General features: G+C 49.1%; 22 protein-coding genes. 2 read left to right on the top strand and 20 right to left on the bottom strand.

The window, feature by feature from the left end; genetic code table 11:
* Genes ACTNEN_RS10285 through ACTNEN_RS10235 form a run of 11 tightly spaced genes read right to left on the bottom strand, consistent with a single transcriptional unit; the run spans window position 1 to window position 10,546 of the window.
* Window positions 1-702: a response regulator gene (locus tag ACTNEN_RS10285; RefSeq protein ID WP_441206285.1), complete on the bottom strand. Its 702-nt coding sequence runs from the start codon at window positions 700-702 to the stop codon at window positions 1-3.
* Between the two features lie 27 nt (window positions 703-729).
* On the bottom strand, window positions 730-1,860 hold the full coding sequence (gene pheA, locus ACTNEN_RS10280) for a prephenate dehydratase (protein WP_441206284.1): 1,131 nt from the start codon (window positions 1,858-1,860) through the stop codon (window positions 730-732).
* 4 nt (window positions 1,861-1,864) lie between these two features.
* Window positions 1,865-2,602, bottom strand: coding sequence for a lysophospholipid acyltransferase family protein (locus ACTNEN_RS10275; protein WP_441206283.1), 738 nt, complete (start codon window positions 2,600-2,602; stop codon window positions 1,865-1,867).
* A gap of 57 nt (window positions 2,603-2,659) precedes the next feature.
* Window positions 2,660-3,475: an ABC transporter permease gene (locus ACTNEN_RS10270; RefSeq protein WP_441206282.1), complete on the bottom strand. Its 816-nt coding sequence runs from the start codon at window positions 3,473-3,475 to the stop codon at window positions 2,660-2,662.
* Window positions 3,476-3,525: 50 nt separating this feature from the next.
* Window positions 3,526-5,070, bottom strand: coding sequence for a DUF2142 domain-containing protein (locus ACTNEN_RS10265; protein WP_441206280.1), 1,545 nt, complete (start codon window positions 5,068-5,070; stop codon window positions 3,526-3,528).
* Window positions 5,067-5,447, bottom strand: coding sequence for a DUF2304 domain-containing protein (locus ACTNEN_RS10260; RefSeq protein ID WP_441206278.1), 381 nt, complete (start codon window positions 5,445-5,447; stop codon window positions 5,067-5,069). The genes ACTNEN_RS10265 and ACTNEN_RS10260 overlap by 4 nt, the downstream gene beginning before the upstream one ends.
* Before the next feature lie 41 nt (window positions 5,448-5,488).
* Window positions 5,489-6,406, bottom strand: a complete 918-nt coding sequence (locus ACTNEN_RS10255; RefSeq protein WP_441206277.1) for a glycosyltransferase family 2 protein — start codon at window positions 6,404-6,406, stop codon at window positions 5,489-5,491.
* On the bottom strand, window positions 6,403-7,668 hold the full coding sequence (locus ACTNEN_RS10250) for a lipopolysaccharide biosynthesis protein (RefSeq protein WP_441206276.1): 1,266 nt from the start codon (window positions 7,666-7,668) through the stop codon (window positions 6,403-6,405). The genes ACTNEN_RS10255 and ACTNEN_RS10250 overlap by 4 nt, the downstream gene beginning before the upstream one ends.
* Window positions 7,661-8,386 (bottom strand): glycosyltransferase family 2 protein, encoded by a 726-nt coding sequence (locus tag ACTNEN_RS10245; protein ID WP_441206275.1) that lies wholly within the window; start codon window positions 8,384-8,386, stop codon window positions 7,661-7,663. The genes ACTNEN_RS10250 and ACTNEN_RS10245 overlap by 8 nt, the downstream gene beginning before the upstream one ends.
* On the bottom strand, window positions 8,374-9,372 hold the full coding sequence (locus ACTNEN_RS10240) for an ATP-grasp domain-containing protein (protein WP_441206274.1): 999 nt from the start codon (window positions 9,370-9,372) through the stop codon (window positions 8,374-8,376). Before ACTNEN_RS10240 ends, ACTNEN_RS10245 begins: the two co-directional genes overlap by 13 nt.
* 52 nt (window positions 9,373-9,424) lie before the next feature.
* A complete protein-coding gene (locus ACTNEN_RS10235) occupies window positions 9,425-10,546 on the bottom strand; it encodes a DegT/DnrJ/EryC1/StrS family aminotransferase (protein ID WP_441206273.1) in 1,122 nt (373 codons plus the stop codon).
* Window positions 10,547-10,709: 163 nt separating this feature from the next.
* Here ACTNEN_RS10235 and ACTNEN_RS10230 point away from each other — a divergent pair, with 163 nt between their 5' ends.
* Entirely contained in the window at window positions 10,710-12,305 is a 1,596-nt protein-coding gene (locus ACTNEN_RS10230) for a L,D-transpeptidase family protein (protein ID WP_441206272.1), read from the top strand.
* Window positions 12,306-12,444: 139 nt separating this feature from the next.
* Complete coding sequence (locus ACTNEN_RS10225) at window positions 12,445-13,521, top strand: glycosyltransferase family 2 protein (protein ID WP_441206271.1); 1,077 nt, start codon at window positions 12,445-12,447, stop codon at window positions 13,519-13,521.
* Here ACTNEN_RS10225 and ACTNEN_RS10220 read toward each other — a convergent pair.
* From ACTNEN_RS10220 to rfbD, 9 genes are all read right to left on the bottom strand, one after another.
* Window positions 13,454-14,908 carry a lipopolysaccharide biosynthesis protein gene (locus ACTNEN_RS10220; RefSeq protein ID WP_441206270.1) on the bottom strand — a complete coding sequence of 485 codons (1,455 nt, stop codon included), beginning with the start codon at window positions 14,906-14,908 and terminating at the stop codon, window positions 13,454-13,456. The two genes, ACTNEN_RS10225 and ACTNEN_RS10220, sit on opposite strands and share 68 nt — an antisense overlap.
* Window positions 14,909-14,913: 5 nt before the next feature.
* Window positions 14,914-15,894 carry a glycosyltransferase family 2 protein gene (locus ACTNEN_RS10215; RefSeq protein WP_441206269.1) on the bottom strand — a complete coding sequence of 327 codons (981 nt, stop codon included), beginning with the start codon at window positions 15,892-15,894 and terminating at the stop codon, window positions 14,914-14,916.
* Between the two features lie 12 nt (window positions 15,895-15,906).
* Complete coding sequence (locus ACTNEN_RS10210; RefSeq protein WP_441206268.1) at window positions 15,907-16,881, bottom strand: glycosyltransferase family 2 protein; 975 nt, start codon at window positions 16,879-16,881, stop codon at window positions 15,907-15,909.
* A complete protein-coding gene (locus ACTNEN_RS10205) occupies window positions 16,878-17,744 on the bottom strand; it encodes a glycosyltransferase (protein WP_441206266.1) in 867 nt (288 codons plus the stop codon). The genes ACTNEN_RS10210 and ACTNEN_RS10205 overlap by 4 nt, the downstream gene beginning before the upstream one ends.
* On the bottom strand, window positions 17,719-18,783 hold the full coding sequence (locus ACTNEN_RS10200; RefSeq protein WP_441206264.1) for a glycosyltransferase family 8 protein: 1,065 nt from the start codon (window positions 18,781-18,783) through the stop codon (window positions 17,719-17,721). The genes ACTNEN_RS10205 and ACTNEN_RS10200 overlap by 26 nt, the downstream gene beginning before the upstream one ends.
* A 26-nt stretch (window positions 18,784-18,809) precedes the next feature.
* The gene (glf, locus tag ACTNEN_RS10195) at window positions 18,810-19,934 is read right to left on the bottom strand and encodes a UDP-galactopyranose mutase (RefSeq protein ID WP_441206262.1); all 1,125 of its coding nucleotides are present in this window, start codon (window positions 19,932-19,934) and stop codon (window positions 18,810-18,812) included.
* 52 nt (window positions 19,935-19,986) lie between these two features.
* On the bottom strand, window positions 19,987-21,741 hold the full coding sequence (leuA, locus tag ACTNEN_RS10190) for a 2-isopropylmalate synthase (RefSeq protein WP_441206261.1): 1,755 nt from the start codon (window positions 21,739-21,741) through the stop codon (window positions 19,987-19,989).
* Between the two features lie 68 nt (window positions 21,742-21,809).
* Window positions 21,810-23,171 (bottom strand): phosphoglucosamine mutase, encoded by a 1,362-nt coding sequence (glmM, locus tag ACTNEN_RS10185; protein ID WP_441206260.1) that lies wholly within the window; start codon window positions 23,169-23,171, stop codon window positions 21,810-21,812.
* 24 nt (window positions 23,172-23,195) lie between these two features.
* The gene (gene rfbD, locus ACTNEN_RS10180) at window positions 23,196-24,119 is read right to left on the bottom strand and encodes a dTDP-4-dehydrorhamnose reductase (protein WP_441206259.1); all 924 of its coding nucleotides are present in this window, start codon (window positions 24,117-24,119) and stop codon (window positions 23,196-23,198) included.
* Between the last annotated feature and the right edge of the window lies 1 nt (window position 24,120).

Genomic DNA, 24,120 nt, shown 5'->3' with positions numbered 1-24,120 from the left:
TTACTTCTCAATCTTATAGCCAACACCCCAGACGGTCGTGATGATCTTGTCCTCCCGGCTGTCCTCCTTCATCTTACCGCGCAGGCGGCGGATATGCACCATAACGGTATTGTTGGCTTCATAGACCTTTTCATGCCACACCTGCTCAAAAATCTCATCCGTGGAAAAGACCTTGCCCGGATGGGAAGCCAGCAGAAATAAAATATCAAACTCAATCGGTGTAAGCTTGATATCCTCTCCATCAATTGTGACCTTGTGGTTATCCTTATTGATGGTCATGTTACGGATCGTAATCTCATTATTTGTAAACTGATTGGATGCATTGGGATTAAGCTGTGTATATCTCCGAAGCTGTGACTTAACGCGCGCGGTAAGCTCCAGCGGATTAAAAGGCTTTGTCACATAATCATCCGCTCCTCCGGTAAGTCCGACGATTTTGTCAAGATCCGTAGATTTAGCGGAAAGCATGATGATCGGAATGTTGGACTTTGTACGGATCTTTCGGCACATCTCAAGACCATTCATGCCCGGCATCATGATATCCAGAAGCACAAGATGAATCTCCTGCTCCTCCAGGATCTTTAAGCCCTCCTCTGCATTGTATGCTTTAAATACCTTATAGCCGTCGCTTACAAGATAAATCTCCACAAGCTCGGCGATTTCCTTTTCGTCATCTACCACCAGTATATTGATCTGCGGCATGTACACACTCCTTTTCCAATTTAATAATCAGTAGCAGCCCAGAATCCGAAGCTCGGTAATCTGATCCTCCACACCATTTAAGGCATTGATGATATTGGCATCATCAAGACGTCCCTCGATATCGGCAAAAAAGCGATATTCAAATGTCTTTTCCGGGATCGGCCGTGACTGAATCATAATCATATTGACATTGTTAAAGATAAAGTTTCCAAGGACATTGTAGAGCGCACCAGGTTGATGCGCTGTCTCAAAGCACAGGCTGATTTTGTGCGCATCCTTTTGGAAAATCTTTTCTGCACCTACGATAATGAACCTTGTCGTATTATTTTTATCCTGATTGACAGAACGCTCCAGGATGGTAAGTCCGTAAAGCTCCGCTGCCTGCTCACTGGCCAGCGCGCCCAGAGTTCGATCCTCAGAGTCTGCCACAAGCTTTGCAGCAACAGCAGTGTTAATTGTCGGCACCGCCTCGATCTCCGGATGATTCCGGAAAAACTGCGAGCACTGTCCCAGCGCCTGCGGATGAGAGTAAACCTTGCGGAGGCTGTCAAGACTTGCTCCTTCTCTTGCCATCAGCATATGGTCTACCTTGAGATCGGTTTCCGCGACAATCGCAAGCTCCGGATACTCCAAAAGCAGGTCGAAATTATCCGAAACAGCTCCATGTGAAGAGTTCTCGATCGGCAGAACCGCATAATCTGCCCTTCCGCTCTTGACCTCCTCCATAGCATCTCTCCAGGTACGAACATTATAAAACCCGCAGTCTCTATGAAAGCTGCGGACTGCCGCGAGATGCGCAAATGCACCCTCAACTCCCTGGTAAGCCACTCTGCAGCCGGACGTCTTAAGCTGGTCCACCTTACGATATCCCGTATCAAAGGTTTTGCCGTATTCTGTCAGAATCTCAAACTGCAGTCTGCGGGACAAGGTCATAAGCTGCTGATACAGCTCCCGAACCGCCTGCTTGTCAAAATCCGTCTTAACCATAGCAGAAACGCTGTCCAGCTTCTGAGCCTCTCTCACCGGATCAAACACCTTTTTTCCGGTTCTGATTTTATCTCTTGCAACTTCTCCGCAAAGCTCCATCCGCTTCTGGTAAAGCTCCACGATTTCCCGGTCGATCACATCCAGCTTATCTCTGATTTCCAGTAAATTCATCGTCTTAATCCTTTTCCATATCATCGATCAATCGGATCAGTACATTTCTCGTATACTCCCCAAGGTGCTTCCGCTCCTCCTCCGGGAGCTCGGAAATCACAATCGGCTCCCCGATGCTGACCTTGACATGTCCCGGTACGATTTTAGGAAAGTGCGCCTCCAGGATTTCTCTTGTGCCGGTCATGGCAACGGGAATGATTTTGCATCCGGTTTTTTCCGCGATCTTAAAGCTTCCGGCTTTAAAAGGAAGCATATCCCGCGGATCTGTCCCCTTGGATCTGGTGCCCTCCGGATAAATCCAGTAGGAGCATCTGCCGGCTCTTACATTTTTAATGGCATCAATGATAACCTTAAGATTCTGCTTGAGATCATCCCGATCGAGAAACAGGCAGTTGACGTATTCCATCCATCTTTTCAGAGGCTTAACCTTGGCAAGCTCAATCTTGGCGATGAAGCCGGTCGGCTTCCTGACCAGTGTATATCCGATAATCACGTCAAAAAATGAGCGGTGGTTTCCGACAAACAGTACCGGTTCATCCTCCGGCACATGCTCAAGTCCCTGCACCTCAAATGTCACTCCGGATACCTTAAGAAGCCTGTGCATGGCTTTCTGCACCGTTTCCAGCGCATACTGATCCCTTTTAGCAGGATCTGAAATACGTTTTAACCTATGCATTGGGTATATACCACCAAAGGACAGAAACCAGCCCGCTGAGAGCAGGGCGCAAAGCGTATGCAGCATACCAATCCTCCCTATGACGCATCGTCATAATCCATCACAAATCCTAATCCGTCAGCATCAGAGGACATCTGAGAAATGCGGACGAAGCTTCATAAAAAATTTAAGACCCAGAAAAAATACCACCAGAGTAACCAGCCAGAAATACACGGTAAGCCTCGGGCGCATCCAGAACCAGTCACCCGTCAACATAGAATCACGATAACCGGCAACAATATAATAAAACGGATTGATCTTAAGAGCTGCAGCAACCCATGGAGCCCGGGAGGTAAACAGTGTCTCATCATACATAATCGGACACATCCAGATTCCGAACTGGAGGAGAATGCTTACGATCTGCTGCATGTCCTTAAAAAACACATTGATGGCGCTCGTAAGATATCCGAGTCCCAGCGCCAGCACGGCTGCCGCAAAGGAGTAGTACAGAATCTGAATCCATGAGAGCATCGGCATATGTCCGTTTATGATGCTGAACACAATCATCACCAGCACAAAAAACAGATGCACAAAGCTGCAGGATCCAAGCTTGATAACCGGCAGAAGCTCCACCGGAAATACCACTTTCTTTACAAGATATGCATACTCCTGCAGGATGCCGGTAATCATATTGAGTGCCTCGGAAAAGAAGAACCATGGCACAATACCCGGAATCAGCCAGGTTGTATAGCTTACCCCCGGTACCGGCGGTGCCGACTTAAAGCCATAGGGACCAAAGATAAAGGCATAGATGGCAATCGTAACAAGCGGCTGAACCAGCATCCATACAATGCCGAAATAGGAACCGACAAATCGTTTCCGGAAATCGGCCTTGGCAAGATCCAGGATCATCCTTCTCCGTTCCGTAATGCTTTTCATAAGATGAATCATAGTTTTCATATGTTTTCCAGATTTTTTTTAACGTATCAGAATCTCAGTATAACACCGAATCAGACTCTCTGACAAACGATGGTATAAAGATTAAGTAAAATATAACCATTCATAAGGAGCTCAAGGCTCAGGACGAGACGGCTCAGACTCTTGCTGCCGGACGCGCTCATCCATCTTCCGCGTAAGGCAATAAGCAGCATGGGAAGCGCCGGCAGGAAATATCGCCCCTGTACCCCCAGTGCATAGTCCGTGCCCTTAGGTGTATATGCAACGAGCATACTGGTCAAAAGCAGTACGATAAGCAGAAGCACCGTCACAAACAGCCAGAGCCTCTTACCTGCTCCCAGCTTCGGCTCATCACGGGTTCCCGATACCGAAAGTAATAAAACTGCCGCAATAAAGAAAATCACAATCGGAACAGACACCGTAAGCCCGGGATCATATCCGCCCATCCAGTGACCTACCATCGTAAGGAGATATTCGACGCCCTTGATCTGAAAGGTATTTCTCAGTATTTTAAGAAAAATCACAGGCGTCTTCAGCGTTCCCATTAGAGAATAGGTTTCCGCGGCAGCACCTTCTCCTGCCCACTCTGCTTCCGTTGCCGTAGTACCGCTCAAGTCCACATAGCGGAAGAACTGACTGAAATTGACAAAAACGATCGACAGGACGATCAGCCCCCCGATCAATGCGATTGTAGCAAGATAATATCCCGGATTTTTCCATTTCCGGACCGGAATGATCAGGCATGCGGCAAAAAGGACACAATAGACCATCTTGCACGGAGACAGCAGCACCGCAAGTATACCGATCTCCGCAGCATCCTGCCAGCGGATCTGCCGGTCTGACAACGCAAGCTCCAGGATCGTCGCGGTAAGATAAAAGCCAAGTGCCAGGATATAGGTATCATAGGACAGGGAGCTTACCAGCTCCAGTACCATGGGAAACAGGGAAACTCCAAAGATAAGTTCCTTACCTATGGGCGTTTTCCTGACTGCCAGCATTCCCATCAGTGTAAAAAGCAAAAGATTCATAAATCTGCCGAGGTACAGCATGCCGAAGCCTCCGAGCTTAAGGAGTCTTGCAATGGTAAATCCGATGGCAGGGAACAGATATGCGCACGGTATGGTGACCACCGGCTGCTGCAGGGTGTAGGTATAGCCGCTTTCCCCGGTAGATAGCAGTCCCCTCTTATGAAGCTCCTCATAGGTTGATTTCTCCAGATGCATGCCCACCACGGTCGCATTGTCCGGATCTCTATCATCCGGGAGATCGTCGATAAAGACATCCTCTCTGCGGATCATAAGCTGGTTTTTTTCGTCCCGCAGCGGATGCGGGTGTCCCATGATTTGGCTTGAGAGCTGATAGGCTCCAACATAATGCAGTACCTCATCCGGTGCCGACAGAGGTGGCAGCACAAAGGAAAAGATCACGCCCATCCCGAAAACGGTAATAAAAAAGATCTGATGGATCCGCAGCTTCCCCCGCAGAAGTAAATATATACCCGATCCGATAACAATGATAAGGGCGATCCCCAGAAAAACTGCCCAGGTAATAAGAAAGGCATCCTCTGTACCCGAGAAGCTGTGCAGCATACCGATCATGTCCGCTCCTCTTTCTGCGTTTCTGACGCAAACTCCTTATCTCTCTCCGCCTTATCTCTAAGGGCAAGCTCCTGCACCAGGGATTTTATTTTCTCCTCCAGGATGCCGATCTGCATGCTCATACCAAACATCTTGATGAGCAGGATAAAAATGATAAACAGGAACAAAAAATTGGCTGTGGAATATATGCCAAGCAGTGCCGCAAGTGTATCCGGAACCACCGGAAACAATGCAAAGATTACAAACATGAGCGAAAGCAGGATCCAGAAAACCGCTTCCTCGATACTCACTTTGGATTTCCGTATTTTACTGATGAGAACCGCAAAGGTCCCGACACAGACGATGACGAGAACAATGCGGAACAATGGAGTCATCATAATGCATTCCTCCTGAAATTATGCTCTGTCCTCCGGCAGCTTCAAGCGTTCTGCCAGTAATTCACATTCATGCTGAGCTTCCGTACAAGCGGACGCGGCAGACTGCGATAATGCTTTCCAAGCTGATATCCGATAAATTTACAGCCGGATCTCCATACAAGAGAAGGCAGCAGCCAGATCTTTCCGGACCGGAAAAGCCAAACGGCATTGCCCTTCACAAGCCGGATACCCTCTCCCTCAGAGGCGATGCCCTTAAAAACCTCCGGATGATCCGCCTGGGAAACCCCCAGATCAAAGTTCCGGTGCAGCTGCTGGATCCCGCTGTAGTGATGTGCATGGATTACCTGCGCCTCCGCACAGTACATAACCTTGTAGCCTGCACGCATCGCCTCGGCGCAGAAAATCATATCCTCATTAAATATCGTATGCCGGATAAATCCGCCCAACTCCCGGAACACAGCTCTCCGGTACATGCAGCACACATCTGACATAAAGTAGGTCTTGATCCCAAGCTCCGGCAGATCCTCAAGTGACTTTACACGCGACTTCTCCGGATAATTAAAGCGCCGGGCATACTGCTCATCAAAGGAGCTCTCCCGGGAGGCAAGCTGTCTGGCATAGACTGCCGCAATTCCTGCATCCGTTTCCAGTGCCTTAAGCATCCGCTCGATAAGGTGCATATCCGCCGGTATCGCATCATCCGTCATCATCAGGAAATACTCTGCATCGGATAGCGACACTCCCAGATTCCGGGTGGCGCCATGATCAAACTCCGCACGGGAAATATGGCGGACCGTAACATTCGCGGCCCCCTCCAGGAGAGCTGCGTCAAAACCGGCTTCCTCGGTATTAATGATGATGAGCTTATGGTACGGGACGGTCTGCCTGCCAAGCCTCCTGACAAGCTCGCGGAATTTGTTTCCCGGATGGTAGGTTGGGATGATCACATCAACGCTCATCTTTTTTTTGCCTTTCCCGACGCATAGAGTGCGGCGAATGTAAACAGCAGAAACAATAGCAGCATAAGCAGAAGATAGGACACCGCCGCTCCAAAAAGTCCATACTCCCGGACGATACCGCCTGTCGTGAGAAATGCCACAACAGCCGCTGCAAGATACCCAAAGAAAATCAGCTTCTGCTTCCGCATCGTTACAAGAATATAATACTGCACATTGGCAAGTGCATAAAAGCCTCCGCCGAGAATCAGTAAAAGGAATGGTACATACTGAAAAATCAGTCTGCCCCGGTATCTGGGACCGAGCAGCAGTTCAAAAATCATCAGTCCGAACCTTCCAAACAACGCCGCAAGAAGCGAGATCCCTGCGCCCAGTCCCAGTACCGAGAGCAGCATGCTCCGGCAGGTTTTATGAAAGTCGTCAGGATCCGGCTTCTGATACTCCAGCGCGAGTCGTGTAAGGAGCGGACGGATCAGGAAGTTGGCAATCAGATAGATAAAGGAGGTCGGCATAAAGAGGATATTAAAAAATCCGGAAAATTCCGAGCCCAGTTTCCCGTCGACGGCATATTTGGATGCTGAAAAAACATAAAAATCCAGAAATACCGATAAAAACAGAAGCCCGGTATTTTGGATCAGCCTCTGCCAGGCTCCCGGGTGCACCGTGTAGTCTGCATCGGTCTCTTTAAGGATCCGGACCGCAAAAAGCCAGGTGCCTAAAAGCTGCATGCCATCGGTCACCAGCACTGCCGTGAGCAGGTTATGTGTAAGCGCCAGTGTGATCAGCAGCGCTGCTACAGACGCGGTTGTCCGGAACGCAAGTGACTGACCGGTACGGTAAAGAAGGTCCTGCCGCTGCAGCTCTGATTCATAGACATCCGCATATCCGTCGATGATTTTATACACACATAAAAGAAACAGTACCCATGCCTTGTCGTTCTCATACTGTCCAAGCTGATGCATGATAAGGACAAAGCAAAGGGAAGCCGCGGCTGCCAGCAGCGATGTGCATCTCCGTGCCAGGAGATAATCTCCAAAGCTGTATTCTTTTTTCATATCGGTGATGTGGAACGGCCGTATGCCAAAGTAGGCAATGATAAACATCTGCTGCCCCAGCGTGGAAAATCCAAATCCAAAGATTCCTCCATCCCGAGGACCTGCAAGCCGGATCACAGAAAATGCCAGCACCATGGACGCCAGCGCGTAAATCAGGCTTCCGGCTGCATTCCAGATCACATCCTGTCTGATATGGTTTTGTTTATTCATGTCTGAAATTTTGTATAAACAGTATGGATACAAGCATCCGCAGCATATAGCGGATTGCGTTCATGGGGCGGAGATAGGATTCGCCTGCCTGCCTCTCATGGATGCTTACCGGTGCCTCGGCAATATGCGCACCATTTTTAATAAGGTAGGAAATGGTATCCGGCTCCGGTCCGTAATTGAGACGGTATGCAAAGCTTGCAATGACACGCCGATTATAAATTCTGAGACCGCAGGTAGGATCCGTCACTTTTTTACCGGTTGTCAGCCGAATCGCGGCAGAAATCATCCTGGATCCGATTTCCCGCATGGAACCGCCCTTTTTCTGTCTTAGGAACCGGGAGCCCAGTACGATGTCATAATTTCCTTCATCCATCCTGGCACGGAGGGTTGCCACATCCTCTGCGCGATGCTGACCATCTCCATCAAACTGTACTGCATAGGTATAGCCTGCACGATAGGCATACTTCATCCCGGCCTGGAAGCATCCGGCAAGTCCGAGATTGATGGGAAGCGCAATATAGTTATACTGCTGTTTCCGGCAGAGCTCCAGTGTACCGTCCGTAGAACCATCCGAGACGATCACATAGTCCATCTCCTGCTTCTGAGACAGGATATCCTCCACAACTCCGGGCAGGTTCTCCGCTTCATTATATGCCGGGATAATCAGCAGCACCTTATTTTTATTTTGTTGACATTGCTCTGCATTTACATTCTGCATTCAAGATATTTCCTCGTCATGAAGCCGGACTCCGGTTTCACACTGTCATCTATGATTTCTCCGTCAAACACTGCCATATGATCCGAAATCACCGGCACGCCCGCAAGCTCGGTAAATGCAACACCTCCGCTGAAACGGGGATTGCACTCTATAAAATAGTATACGCCGGATCCCTCTCCATGGATAAACTCAAAATTAACTGATCCGAGTACTCCCAGCGCATCCGCAATCCGGCAGACAACCTTTTGAAAGCCAGGATCCTCAAAAACTCTCACAGATAAGCCTGCGCCATTGGAAGTACGCAGAAGCTCCTCTCTCGGAATCGCAAGGCAATGTCCCTCATGGTCTCTGACAATATCCACGGTGATGACATTCCCCTGCAGCATAGGCTGCATGATATAATTGCCAAGATCCTCGATCTCCGTGAGTGCGCCGCGAAGCTCTATCTGCTTCCGGATCCGGTACAGTCCCTGGCTGGACCGCCCCCGAACCGGCTTCAGGATCAGCGGTAGCGTGACTCTCTCAAAATCCACTTCCTCTGCCGGTGTGCTGGGGATCGTCCGGACCAGACTTTTAAGCTCCGGATCCTCCAGCTCATTCACAATGCCCTGTACCTTTAACCCAAGCTCCAGTTTATTACGGAGCAGCTCAATGGTATCCACATCCGACATGCAGATCCTGGTTTCTCCGGTCTCGATTTCATCCCGATCCCGGTTCATAAGATCCACTTCCACATCAATCAGTGGAACAATCCGGCTGATCTGCTCCTTCTGAATCAGATTTTTAAGGAACGTAAGATATGCTTCCTCATCGCTGACATAGGGTGCCTGATAAAACGCATCCACATCTCGCGACTGCGCCACCCACTCTGCCGGATAGATATCACATCCGATGACTCTGTTTCCCGCCTTTTTAAGCTCCCGGATCACGGCATCCGCGGAAAAAGAGCCGATGGCTGTAACAAGTACATTTCTCTGATGATTCATCGCTTTTCCTTATTTAAATATACTGATTTTACTGCTCATAGGTTTTTATCTGCTATACCCGGTCAGGCTTTCCATTGAGGATAATCTGACAGATCCGGTCCACATCTGTAAGCTCCAGATCCGGATAAATCGGCAGCGTCAAAATCTCCTCTGAAACCAGCTTTGCCACCGGAGTATCCTCAGGATGATATGCTCCCTGGTAGCATGCATAGGCATTGATGCACGGATAGAAATACTTCCGGGCATGAATGCCGTATTTCTCAAGATTCCGGTAAATCTGATCTCTGCTGAATCCAAACTGATGGAATCTGACCGGCATATAGGCATAGTTAAACTTGACATTATGATTACGAAGCGGCAGCAGAATCCCCGGAATATTGCCGAGCACTTCCATATACCGCTCAAAAATCGCCTTGCGCTTCTGAATCCATGCATCCACATGCCGGAGATTGCAAAGTCCCATCGCAGCGCAAAATTCATTCATTTTACCATTGGCACCGACAGAAGCAACCTCCTCCTGACCCAGGATACCGAAATTTTTAAGCTCATACAGCTTTTCCATAAGTTCCTGATTCGGCTTTCCCGTCGTAACGGCTCCACCCTCTATGGTATTAAACACCTTGGTTGCATGGAAGGAAAACATCGAAGCGTCTCCATAGGTGCCGATCCCCTTGCCATCATAACTCTCCCCAAAGGTATGCGCGGCATCATAAATCACCTTGAGATGATGCTTGTCCGCAATCTCCTGTATATCATGCACTGCACAGACATTGCCGTATACATGCACCGGCACAATAGCGCTCGTTTCCGGTGTGATCAACGCTTCCAGCTTATCTATATCAATTGTATAATCCCGGTCATTAATATCACAGAAGACCGGCTTCAGCCCGTTCCGTACGATGGCATGGGTAGTGGACGCAAATGAAAATGGCGTCGTAATCACCTCGCCCTTAAGATCCATTGCCTGAAGCAGGAGCTCCAGCGCACTGTGTCCATTTACAAAAAGCTCAATTGATCCGACTCCAAGATAAGTAAGAAGCTGCTTTTTTAATTCCTCATGGTACTTACCCATATTCGTAAGCCATGCAGAGTCCCAGATATCCTGGAGCATTGCTTCATATTCCTCAAGCGGTGGAAGACTTGCACGGGTTACATTAATGGTTTTATGATCCATAAATTCACCTTCATTGTTTTATTTTCACTTCTGTCAAGTTCTTTACAATTCTATATTAATTGCTTTCAAAAGTAAATCCTGTATGGCATCTTTAAGAGAGTTGTGATATGGTTTACATGTTAATTTATGTAGTAAGGTAAAAATAATACAATCAGGAGATTTTATGTATAGTATCAAAAAAGCAGCAACATTTTTAACCGTTGCCGCCATGCTCCTGGCAGAGTCCGTAACAAGCTTTGCTGCCGGTCCTGGCGATAACATTGCAAATAACAGTTCTGCCATTTATTCCGCCAATACGGGAAATGGCAATGTACAGACAGCTGACACTCCTGTCAGTGACGCTTCCAACAGCCAGAGCAGTTCCGGAACTTCCGGTTCCACAAGCGTTGCTTCCCAGGGCTCTGCTACACAGCAGATTTCCTCAGGTAAAACCCTTGGCAAGGTAACTGTCAGTGTCGATGCAATCCGCCCGACTCTGACCACTGGTCATGATGGTGATCTGTCCCCGGATCCCGTCCTGAATCTTGTTCCTCTCGCGACCTATTATATCTATGATTCCGCGGGAAATCGTATCGATTATGGATATTCGCAGCAGAACGACTCGTTTGTTTTTGCAGAAAACGGATTTAACCGTATGATGCTGGAGCATCAGAATGTCGGCAGATGGTATTACAGGACCTACTCCAAGGCAAGCGGCTGGGGACCATGGGCGGTTTCCGGAGAAACCACACCGGACCAGGGTACGGTTCAGGCTGTAATGTTCCGTGTCAAGGGATATACCCATCATCTCGGAGAGCTCTACTATAGAGCTGTCTTAAATGATGGCACGGAAACGGACTGGGCAGTAGCCGGACAGGCCTGCGGAGCGATCGGCACAGATAAATACATCGTAGCACTGAAGCTTGCACTCTGGAAAAACGGCGTAGCCTTCCCATATCCTACCGATAAGCCGCTGGACAATACCTACACCGAGGGAGTCTATACGGATGCGTCCGGCGTCGTTAAATACTCCAAGGCCGATGGCAGCGCTTACACTGGTACCGGTTTTGACAAGGATTCCAATCAGTACTATTTTGTGGACGGAACCGCGGTCACCGGCTGGCAGAATGTCAACGGATACAATGTATACTTTGATCAGAACGGTCATGCGGTGAAGGATCTGGAGCCGATCATGGGTGCGCAGAGCTCCTATGCGATCCGGATCAATAAGGCTACCCGTACTGTATATGTCCTGGCAAAGGACTCCAGCGGCAACTATACGATCCCGTTCAAGACCTTTATGTGCTCGGTTGGTACCGACACGCCGATCGGTTCCTTCCATATTTATGAGAAGTACAGATGGAAATACATGCATGAGGGTTGCTACTGTCAGTTCCTGAACCGGTTCTACAATGGCTTTATCATTCATTCTCTGCTGTATACAGAAGCCAATCCGCATACCTTTGATGCGATCAACTATAACTTCATTGATCAGGCAATTTCCGGCGGATGCATCCGTCTGAGAGCTTGTGATGCTGCCTGGGTATACAACAACTGCGGCAAGGGTACTACTGTGACGATCTTCAGCGATCCTTGGGATAAGGGGCCTGTAGAGAAGGGTGCTGTTGAGCAGGCAATCCCGAGAAGTCAGGATTATGATCCGACGGATCCGGTCGTTGGCAATGCCCAGTCCGATGCAGATAAGCAGGCTGTCGCGCAGGCGCAGAGCCAGGCTGCGGTAGATGAGGCTGAGGGAAATATCGAGCCAAATGAAGGCTGAGCCTTTAAAAAATCAAATAAAGCTTATATACTATAGATAATTACATGAAGCCAGCTTAGACAACAGGCCGCCGCAGATGCGGCGGTCTGTTTGTTTGTCTACCATTTCTTTCATTTCTAAAAAGGAGTCGGAATTTTATATGCATACTGAAGATCAACCGTCCATAGCAGAATCACATCGCGGAGCAGAGAAGCTCACTTCCCCAAGAACCGTTGTAGTAATCCCCAATTTCAACGGACTCCGCTTCCTGCCGGACTGTATGACTGCACTGGACCGACAGACCGTCAGCGCCTTTCACATCCTTGTCATCGAAAACGGATCTACTGACGGCAGCGTGGAATGGCTAAGAAGCTGGTCTCTAAAGGATCCTCAAATGCGGCATGTCATTTTTAATGAAGCAAATCTCGGCTTTGACGGTGCTGTAAATCAGGGGATTCATTGGGCAGAACAGCATTCGCTTCCGTTTGTGCTGCTTTTAAATAATGACACCAAGGCTCGTCCGGAGTTTATACAGGCGCTCGAGAAACGGATGGACCAGGACCCGGAGCACCGTATTTTTGCCCTCTCCTCTCAGATGATCAAAATGCATGATAACACCATCATAGATGATGCCGGAGACCAGTACAATCTCCTTGGCTGGCAGTTTCAGCGGGGACTGGATGAGCCGGTCTCCGCATGGCAGAAGCCTGCCCGGGTATTCTCCGCCTGTGCCGGCGCGGCAATGTACCGGACGGAGGCATTTAAAACTGTCGGACTTTTTGATGAAAACCACTTTGCATATCTTGAGGATATTGATATTTCATTTCGTGCAAATCTCTATGGCTACGAAATCTGGTATTGTCCTGAAGCAGTTTGTGAACATGTAGGCTCCGGTACCTCCGGCAGTAAGTATAATCACTTCAAAGTGAAGCTCTCTGCCAGAAACAGTATCTGGCTGATTTACAAAAACCTGCCGGTTTTCCTTATGATATTAAATTCATTTCCTCTGATCTCAGGGATCCTGATTAAGCAACTGTATTTTACAAGGCTTGGCTACGGCAGAGACTATCTTCTGGGGCTTTGGGAGGGGCTCAGACGCCTGCCTGATCTAAGGAGAGCAAAATTAGAGGAGGTCCCGCCAATGCGTTACCTCCTCATAGAAATGCGCCTTATTGCGGCGACCTTTGAATATATTTCAAAATTAATCCGTAAGTATAGTCAAAGGAAGCACGGTTAAATAAAAAAGAAAAGAAAAGATAGAGTACAACGCCCACAGGGATCTGTAGCATCAACGTCCATAAAGGGCTCCATTTAAGCAGCTGCACAGCCCAGGCTCCGGCTCCCATCAGTGCCGCACATACCGCAGCGGGCAGAAGATCCCGGAGCTGCGCTGCGGGACCATAGCCTATGAGTTTTCCGTTGGGTAATGCATTGATGATGAGGCAGAGATATTCATCCACGATCTTCATAATCAGCATAGGCATGATGCCAAAGGGCAGACTAAGCACGAGGACCAGAATCCCCAGTGCTTTTTTTATGATCTCAAGTCGGAGAAAAAGGTCCGACCTCCCCATCGCGTTCATGAGCTGCAGATTGATCGAGTCCATCGGAAGCAAGGCATATCCGAGACAAAGCAGTGCAAGATATGGTGCTGCATCTATCCATTTTTCCGTGAGCAGCAGGAGCACAAGCGGTCTTGCAACGGCGATCAGCCCCGCCATCATCGGAAAAACAATAAAAGCCGAGAACTGTATGGAACGCCGGCACATCCTGCGGAGCGTTTCCGGTTCCTTCTGCTTCCTTGCATACGCTGGAAGCATGACCGACTGCACCGCAGCTGTAAGGCTTCCGGTAAGAATTTTAGGAAACTGCTCTCCCCGATTATAAACTCCAAGCTCCGCACTGCTGTATTTTTTACCGATCACAAGTCCGTAGATGTTCTGCCAGATCGTATCAATCAGACCTGAAACCAGGATTTTCCACCCAAAGGAAAACAGCACACGGATCCGTCCCATCTCAAGCAGCAGTTTTGGAAACCATCGTGTAAATAAAAAAAGGCTCGCCATCAGGGCAAAATAGTAGATCATCTGCTGCGCAGCCATCGCCCAGACTCCAAATCCCCGGAACGCAAGCATGATGGAAATGACACCGGACAGGAGTACAGCAATCATAGTCGCCTGAAACAGCTTGCGAAACTGCAGCTTCCTTGAGATCCGGGCTGTCTGGATCGAAATCACAGCTCCCGGAAACAGTACAAGTCCCATTACCCGGATCAGCTCGGTAAGCACAGGTGTGTGATAATAGATGGCAATCCACGGTGCAGCCACGAGAAGTGCGATATAGCATAGCAGTGCCAGCAGCATGCTGAGCCAGAAAACCGAGGAATAGTCCTCCTCATGGATCTCATCCTTCTGGATCAGTGCTGTAGCAAATCCGGACTGTACAAAGGTGTTGGCAATTGTAATAAAAATGGTAATCAGACTGATTGTTCCATACTCTCGCGGTGTCATAAGCCGGGCGAGTACCAGTGCAACCACAAACTGGATGCCCTGATATCCTGTCTGTTCCAAAAGCTTCCAGAACATACCGTTTAAGACCTTGGATTTTAAGCTGTTGTTTTCCATCCGCCTTACCTCCCACCGTTTCTTATGCTTCGAAGCATATGGTAAAGCCACGGCATCCGGTATTCCATTCCAATAAAAAACCGGTCATGCAAAGATAATTCCGCCCGGAAGGCTTTGTTTTTGTCCTTATAGATTTCCGTAAAGTTCCGCGTATTCACCTCTGTCAGAAACTTAACCCGGTCGGCTGCACGTACCGCTTCCACATGAAATCTGCCATTGGTGCTTACGTCAAAGGCTTCATAGGTTTTACGCATCCGTTCCGCGTAAAGCTCCTGCTTACGTCGGTAGTCCCCGGTCATCTGGGACTCCGTCCAGGAGCCGCCGATCCCGAAGCGGTAAACGCTCATAGGCTCATCAAAGTAGTACGCATCTCCATGTGTTGCTGCAATAAGCTCCAATGGACGATCTCCCACCGGGCAGTCAAAATAATACTCCGGAAGCGGCATCAGGATGTCCCTACGGAGCATAAAGCTTGCGAATGGTATCCCTACGGCTTTATCCACAAGCTCCTGCGGAGTCACCACGCGGGATCCGATGTACGGTCGCATGAGCGATGCATTAACCAGTGCACCATGCTCCGCCTCTACTTTTGCAGCATGAAAGGTGAATACACATTCAGGGTGCTGCTCCATATACCGAACCTGTTTCTCAAGCTTATGATCATCACACCAGTAATCATCCCCATCCATCACTGCTACATATTTCCCTACTGCACGAGGGATGTTAAAAGCACCGGTGATATTGGTGATGCCTCTCGAATACTGATTTTCCGTACGGAAGATCGGCTTGATGATATCCGGATACCGCTTCTGCCACTTGAGAATCACCTCCTGTGCACCATCCGTAGACGCATCATCATGAATCAGAATCTCGATCCGGAAGTCGCGTTTCTGGGACAAAATATGCTCGAGGCATTCTCCTATATATTTTGCATGGTTATAGGTCACGATACAGACACTAACCATGATGTTTCTCTGATTATCCAAAATCTTTGCTTCCTATCCTATAAAAAGACATTCCCCAATGGTTCGATGCAGTAGATTGTAGGTAAAGCCATACCGGAAGATCGTCAGGATTTTTACAAGCCGATGCTCGTCCGGGATCCTAAGGAACGCCGCAAGCTCCCGCTGCTGCCGCTTTGTAAGCTGTGCTCCGTAAATTTTATTAAAGCTTTCTGCCTGGAGAAACAGCTCATGGTATACCGCATGGGAGTGCGCATCCATATCTGCCTTGGACCTCCCGTCCTTCCGCCCGATTCCGAACCGTCCCAGAATCTCTCCGATCCGCGATCCGCGATCCGCACCCAGTACATTATCTCCATGCTGTCTGTACAGATATAAGGCTTCCGGGATAAAACGGATCTGTCCAAAGGCTGCTGCCACAAGAGCAATCCACTGATCATGCATCACCGCATGCTCCGGGATATCCACAAGCCTTTCGGCAAGTGCGTGATTGATCATCATGGCGCCGCCAACCACGTTATTCTGCACCAGGAGCTGATGAAATCCACAGCGGGACGGTGTCATCTTCTGGTATTTTACAAAGGAGTCCGCAACCGGATGCAGCTCCTTATCCACAATTTCCGAGTCACAGTGCACAAGCACCGGTGTACTGTTCTGATACACAGCCTCCACTGCATGCATTGCCGCAAGACTTTTACGGATCTTGGATGGCTTCCATACATCATCCTGATCCGAGAACATCAGATAGTCCGCATGCTCCGCGGCGCCCTCCGAAAACAGCGTAAGGAAATGTCTGCATGCGGAACCCGTAGGCGGATTTTCCACTGACACGCGGATCCGGTCCGGGTACTGCTGTTCCATCTCCCGGAGGATCGTAAGCGTTGCATCGCTCGAACCATCATCCGAAATCCAGAGTTCAAATGGCTCTGTCGTATCCTGACAAAGTATGGAGTCAATCTGCTCCCTTACATACGCGGCTCCATTAAAGGTGCACATCAATATACGGATCATAAAAGCTTAAGCCTTTCTGCTGCGATCGTTTCCAGCAGTACGATTTTCTGGAAGACTCTGGTGATTGCTTCCTCCCAGGGACCAATCTTAAGATACTGCTTGTAGTAATACATTTCCGACTGCTGACGCAGCTTCTGCTTTGGCACCATACTGTGATAGGTTTTGGAGATCGTTCCGCTGTTTTCATGGAGATAATTCTGATCCAGTAAAAGCACCGAATGAAATCCTGCATTTCTCAGCCGCCATCCCAGAATATTTTCCTCGCAGTATAAGAATACATGCTCATCATAGCCGCCGGATTTTTCATATGCCTCGTCCTGTATCATCAGCATGGATCCGTGTACCACTCCGACGGCGACTGCGTGCCGACCCGCCATATATGCCGGACGGTAGTTGATCAGACCGGCAAAAACTCTCCGTGAAATCGGTCCGGAGTTTAAAAGCTCTCCAAGCCACGGACGGATCGGCCATGCTGTCTGCTGCAGTCCCCTCTGATAGTCTCTCATGACCGCACTCACAACGCCAATGTCCGGACTCCTGCGGAAGGTCTCCAGCATGGCATTTAAGCATGCCTCGGAAAAGCTGGTATCCGGATTGGCAATTACACAATGGGATACATGCAGCTTGTCAAAAGCGTAGCTTAGTCCTAAATTATTGCCTGCGCCGTATCCTCCATTGTCTCTTGCCCAGATCAGCTTTACTTTTTCCGACCGGAGCAGAGACAATCTGGTGAAGCTGTCATCCGTAGAGTGATTATCCACGATCACGATGTACTTAAGGATTGCATAGTTCCGGATCCGTTTTACTTGCTCCTCTGTATGCTCACTGTCATTATAATTAAGTATTACCGCTGCAAGTTCCATGCATCTCTCCTGTCTTTGTCTTTTCCTTTCCTTTTACTTTTCCTTTCTCTTTATCTTTATTAAAGTGCTCCCTTACAGAGCGCTGGTAATAGGTATGCGAAATCCATTTTCGCGTTACGGGACAGAGGAAGGTAAGCAGATTCATCATAAAATATGCTGCCATATAGAGTTCTTTCCCCTCCTGTTTCCGGGCTCCGGCAAAGGGAGTCTCCCGGAGGCAGAGTTCATAGGCACGCCGGTAATGATTGTGGCTTCCCCGGAACCAGGGACGCTCATCTCCTGCAAAATGCACAATCACAGGATGATGCTTTGCCTTATGGAAGCTTGCATCTGTTTCCCGTGCTGCATACCAGGGTGACTCCTTCAGGATCGCAGCATATCGGAAATAGTAGTAATTACTGAAAAAATTATACCGCTGAAAGAGGCACAGCACCTTTCCACGGAGTACATGGTTCAGGATATCCTGATCATTAAACGGAAGCTGCCCATCCATCTCCCGGTAATAGCACAGGCTCTGCCCCTCCAGTCCAAGCTCCCGCCATTTGGAAAGATTTAATAGGATCACGCCTGCATTATAGTATGGTTCCGTCTCTGTGAGTCCCACCAGCTCCCGGACCTCCGGATATACTGTCGGTTCCGGTGCCATTGCCGCAACATGATTGCCAAGCTTCCATGCATACAGACCATGCAGCGACCGGAGCGTCACGGTATCACAGTCCAGATACAGTGCCTTGGTAACGGTTTCCGGCAGAATGGATCCCAGAAAAAGCCTTGCAAGCGTAGTAATCCGGAATTTACCTGTCGTAAGTCCCGGAATGTCCTCCTTCAGCCTTTCCATCTCTTTCCCTACCGGATAAAAGCGGACGTTTTGTCCTTCACTTGCAATCCATTCGGTGAGCTCTCTGCGGTGCTGCTCGCTGATCCCGTCATCCAGGATGTGGAAGCAAAGGTCTTCCTTTCTATTATGTTCTATAATCGAAAAGATGGAGACTGCCATATGCTGACAGTATCCATCATCCGATGCATATATGATATTCAAGCTGATCTCCTGTTTCTTTAAAAAACTCAGCTAAGCTCTCTCCTGCACAAATCCAGTGCGGACGCAATTACCTTATCCATGTCATAATACTTGTACTCGCCCAGACGTCCGCCAAAAATCACCTGCTTCTCCTGATCCGCAAGCTTACGGTACTCCTGATACAGCGCACCGTTTTTCTCATCATTCACAGGATAGTACGGTTCATCCCCGGGCTTCCACTCAGAGCTGTACTCCCGGCTGATGACGGTCTTAGGCAGATCCCTGCCCTCGGAATCCTTGCCGAACTCAAACCACTTATGCTCAATGATTCTCGTCCACGGGGTCTCTCTATCAGTATAGTTCACAGCAGCATTTCCCTGGAAATTAGGCTTGTTGAGCACCTCGGTTTCAAAACGAACAGACCGGTACGCAAGGTAACCGAGCGCATAGTCAAAGTACGCGTCGATTGCACCCGTGTAAACCACCTGATCCGCCAGTGCATCAAGCTCTGCCTTATGCTTAAGATAATCCGTATTGAGCCGAACCTCGACTCCCTTCAGCATGTTGGCAACCATAGCCGTATAGCCGCCGACCGGAATCCCCTGATACAAAGCATTAAAATAATTATTATCAAAGGTATACCGTACCGGCAGCCGTTTGATGATAAATGCCGGAAGCTCCGTGCAGGGTCTGCCCCACTGCTTCTCCGTATACCCCTTGATCAGCTTCTCATAGATATCCGTACCTACAAGGCTGATTGCCTGCTCCTCAAGATTCCGTGGCTCTGTGATACCGGCAGCCTTACGCTGCTCCTCAATCTTAGCCGCTGCTTCCTCCGGTGTAATGACGCCCCACATCCGGTTAAATGTATACATATTAAATGGAAGTGAATACAGCTCGCCATGATAGTTCGCAACCGGAGAATTTGTAAAACGGTTAAAAACCGCAAACTGCTGAATATAATTCCACACCTTTGTATCGTTGGTATGAAAAATATGCGCTCCGTATTTATGTACGTGAATGCCTTCAATGTCCTCTGTATACACATTGCCGGCAATATTCGGGCGCCGGTCAATGACCAGCACCTTTTTTCCGGATTTCGCTGCCTCTTCCGCAAACACGGCACCAAACAATCCCGCGCCTACTACAAGATAATCATATGCTCTGCTCATCTGCTCTTCCTTTTTAACCCCTGATTTTCTCAGTCTCCGTTTCCCTGCAGCCTCAGGAGTTCTCAAACAGCGACTGTCCGCCCGGATTTCCGGCCTTCTCCTCCGCTACTCTCTTTTTACCGTATTTTTCCGCTTCATCATAGTAGAACATACGGTTCACCGCACTGAAAATCGCGCGGATAGAGGAACGGGTAATGTTGGAGGAAATGCCGACACCATAAGAGGTCTTGCCGGTCTTTTCATCCAGAAGGTGAATGTAGGAAACTGCCTTTGCTCCGGAACCTGACGTCAGTGCATGCTCGGAATAATCCAGCACCTTGATCTTTACATCGAGCTCCTGATCAAGACCAGACTGCACGGCATCGATCGGTCCGTTTCCGACACCACCGAAGCTCTTTAACACGCCATGGTTCATATAGCTTACATTCACAAGTGTAGTAAAGCTGTCGTCTCCATTTTCCGTATCGGTTGTCCGGATATTCTTGAAATGCATCGGTTCCTTGGTTTCCACATATTCTGCCCGGAATACATCAAAGATCTGCTGCGGTGTAACCTCGCCGACCTTCTCTGACATGCTCTGGATATAATCTGCAAACTCACGCTGCATCCCCTTGGGAAGCTTGTATCCGAACTGTGCATCCATAACAAAGGCAACACCGCCCTTGCCGGACTGCGAATTGATCCGGACAATCGGCTCGTACTCTCTGCCGATATCCGCAGGATCGATTGGAAGGTATGGAACCTCCCAGTACTGACTGTGACGCTCCCGCATAGCCTGGACGCCCTTGTTGATGGCATCCTGATGCGAACCGGAGAATGCCGTAAATACGAGACTTCCGGCGTACGGCTCTCTCGGCGGGATGGTCATCTTAGTGCATCTCTCATACACCTCCTGGATTGCCCGGATGTTCTCAAGATTAAGCTTTGGATTCACGCCATGAGAGAACATATTATAAGCAAGTGTCAGGATATCCACATTACCGGTTCTCTCGCCGTTTCCAAACAGGGTACCCTCAACTCTCTCGGCCCCGGCAAGCATTGCAAGCTCTGTGGATGCAACGCCCTCCCCGCGGTCATTATGCGGATGTACAGAGAGCGTAACATATTCCCGATGATTCAGATGATTGGACATGTATTCAATCTGATCCGCATAAACATTGGGTGTGTTCATTTCCACGGTAGAAGGCAGATTGATGATCACCTCTCGTCCCGGTCCGCACTCCCAGGCATCCAGCACCGCATTACAGATTTCTGCCGCATAGTCCATTTCCGTACCGGTAAAGGACTCCGGAGAATACTCAAGACGGATCTTGCCCGGGAAATTCTTGGCATATTTTTTGACAAGTGCTGTTCCTGTCAGCGCAATATCGATGATCTCTTCCTTGCTCTTATGGAATACCACATCTCTCTGCAGCACAGATGTGGAATTATAGATATGCACAATTGCCTGCGGAAGTCCCGCGAGACACTCAAAGGTCCGCTCCAGCTGCTCGGCACGGCACTGTACAAGCACCTGCACCGTCACATCCGACGGAATCAGCTTTCTCTCGATCAGCTGGCGCAGGAAGTCATACTCGATCTGGCTTGCTGCAGGGAAACCAACTTCGATTTCCTTAAAACCAAGCTTCACCAGCATGTTAAAGAACTCAATCTTTTCATCGACTCCCATCGGGTCCACAAGTGCCTGGTTACCATCTCTCAAATCTACAGAGCACCAGATTGGTGCCTTGGTAATCTCATTGTCAACCCATGTTCTTTCCGGATAGTGAAACGCCGGAAATCTTCTATACCGCTTGTAATTTAACATATCTTTTCCCTCTTGTGTGTTGCGGGGCCTGATGCAGTTCACTGCCGGAGACTTGTCAAAGCCCCTTGCTACATTGTAACAACCAATCCGGCGGAACGCATGACATCAATCACCTGATCCACATATTTCTCACAGATGTCCTCTGTCCCTGCCTCCACCATAACTCTGACAACCGGCTCTGTGCCCGAGGCTCTGAGCAGGATTCTGCCATCCTCTCCCAGTGCTTTGGTCACCTCGTCCACAGCCTGAAGGACTCTGGGATCATTCTGTGCCGCCTCTTTGTCAAGCACCCGCACATTTTTGAGGACCTGCGGATACACCGTGAAGCCCTGGCAGAGCTCCTTCAGCGATTGCTTCTTGCCAAGCATTGTTTCCATAACCTTAATAGAGGTAAGGATCCCATCTCCGGTTGTGGCATGCCTCAGAAAGATAATATGCCCTGACTGCTCACCACCCAGAGAATACCCGTTTCTGGACATATTTTCATAGACAAAGCGGTCACCGACCTTGGTTTTCTGGTATTTGATCCCCGCCTCGTCCAGTGCCTTGTACAAGCCGAAGTTGGACATCACTGTAGTAACAATCGTATCCTCCTGCAGCTGTCCGCACTCCTTCATGTACTTACCTGTAACATACATGATCTGGTCGCCGTTGACAAGATTTCCATCCTCATCTACCGCAAGACAGCGGTCAGCGTCGCCGTCAAAGGCAAATCCGACCTCACATCCCTCGGAAACGACAAATTTCTGCAGGCTCTCGATGTGCGTAGACCCGCAGCCATTGTTGATATTCAGTCCGTTCGGCTCATTATGAATCACATGTGTATCGGCACCCAGCGCATCAAATACAGCCTTGGCGCAGGAGCTTGCAGATCCGTTGGCACAATCCAGTGCAACCTTCCGTCCCTTAAATGAATGTGTAGCGAGAGAAATAAGATATCCGATATAGCGGTTTCTGCCGGCTGCAAAATCCACCGTACGACCGATATTTTCTCTCGTGGCAAGCGGGACCTCCGGTGTGCGGCCATCCAGGTAATCCTCGATTTCCTGAATGACATCATCGCCCAGCTTCTCACCGTTTTCATTGATGACCTTAATACCATTATCATAGTACGGATTGTGGGATGCTGAAATCATAACACCGCAGTTAAAATCCTCGGATCTCACAATATAGCTGACAGATGGTGTCGTCGTCACATGCATGAGATACGCATCCGCACCTGCCGCCGTAATACCGGCTGCGATGGCATACTCAAACATATAGCTGGAGCGTCTAGTATCCTTACCAATGACAATCCTGCAGCGTTCCCCCGGCTTTAGATTTTTCTGATAATACCAGCCCAGGAACTTACCCACACGGAATGCGCTGTCTGCCGTAAGGACAACATTCGCCTCACCGCGATATCCGTCTGTACCAAAATATTTACCCATTTTAAATGTTCCTTCTTTATAATTTTACTGCGGCATATCAGCAAGGTCCGTAAGATATCTCCGAAGCGCATCCTGCCAGGTTGGAAGCGGGGTAAATCCCTGCTTTACAAGCTTTGACTTGTCCAGTCTTGAGTTAAACGGACGCGCTGCCTTGGAGAGACCATACTCCTCGGTAGAAACCGGAACTACCCTGGTGCTGTATCCTGCCTGACGGTAGATCTCTTTTGTAAAATCATACCAGCTGATATACCCGCCCTCGTTGGTTGCATGATAATATCCGTATTTATCGGTCTCAATCATGTCCACAAGGAGTCTTGCCAGATCCAGCGTATAGGTAGGTGTCCCGATCTGATCATCTACGACCCGCACGGTGTCATGTGTCTTACCGACATTCAGCATCGTCTTGATGAAGTTCTTGCCATTCAGTCCAAAAACCCAGGCAATCCGCACGATAAAGTACTTGGTAAGTGTTCCGGAAACTGCAAGCTCACCGCCTAGCTTGGTCTTACCATACATATTGAGCGGAGCGTAGTCCTTACAGTCCGGATCCCAGGGCGTAGTACCCTGTCCGTTAAATACATAGTCCGTGGAAATGTAGACCATCTTGCAGTCCAGCTCCTTGGCTATATCCGCAATGTACTGCGTACCGTCCACATTGATTGCCTGCACCTTTGCCTGCTTGTCCTCATCCTCTGCCGCGTCCACTGCAGTCCAGGCTGCACAGTGAATGATGACGTCCGGGCGTACCTCGCGGAGGACAGCATTCACCTGCTCACGGTTGGTGATGTCCATCGACACATAGGGCATGCCGGTAACCGGAGAGCCGTCCTGTATGCCGCTGTATACCGGGGCAAGGTCCGAACCAACTCCCTCATATCCGCGCTTTGCAAGCTCATTCATCACGTCGTGACCGAGCTGTCCGCCGACACCTGTTACAAATACCTTCATA

This window comes from Oribacterium sp. HCP28S3_H8, assembly GCF_052064775.1.
Classification (GTDB): Bacteria; Bacillota; Clostridia; order Lachnospirales; family Lachnospiraceae; genus Oribacterium.
The sequence above is the reverse complement of the archived record's forward strand: the minus strand, read 5'-3'. Positions and strand labels throughout refer to the sequence as shown.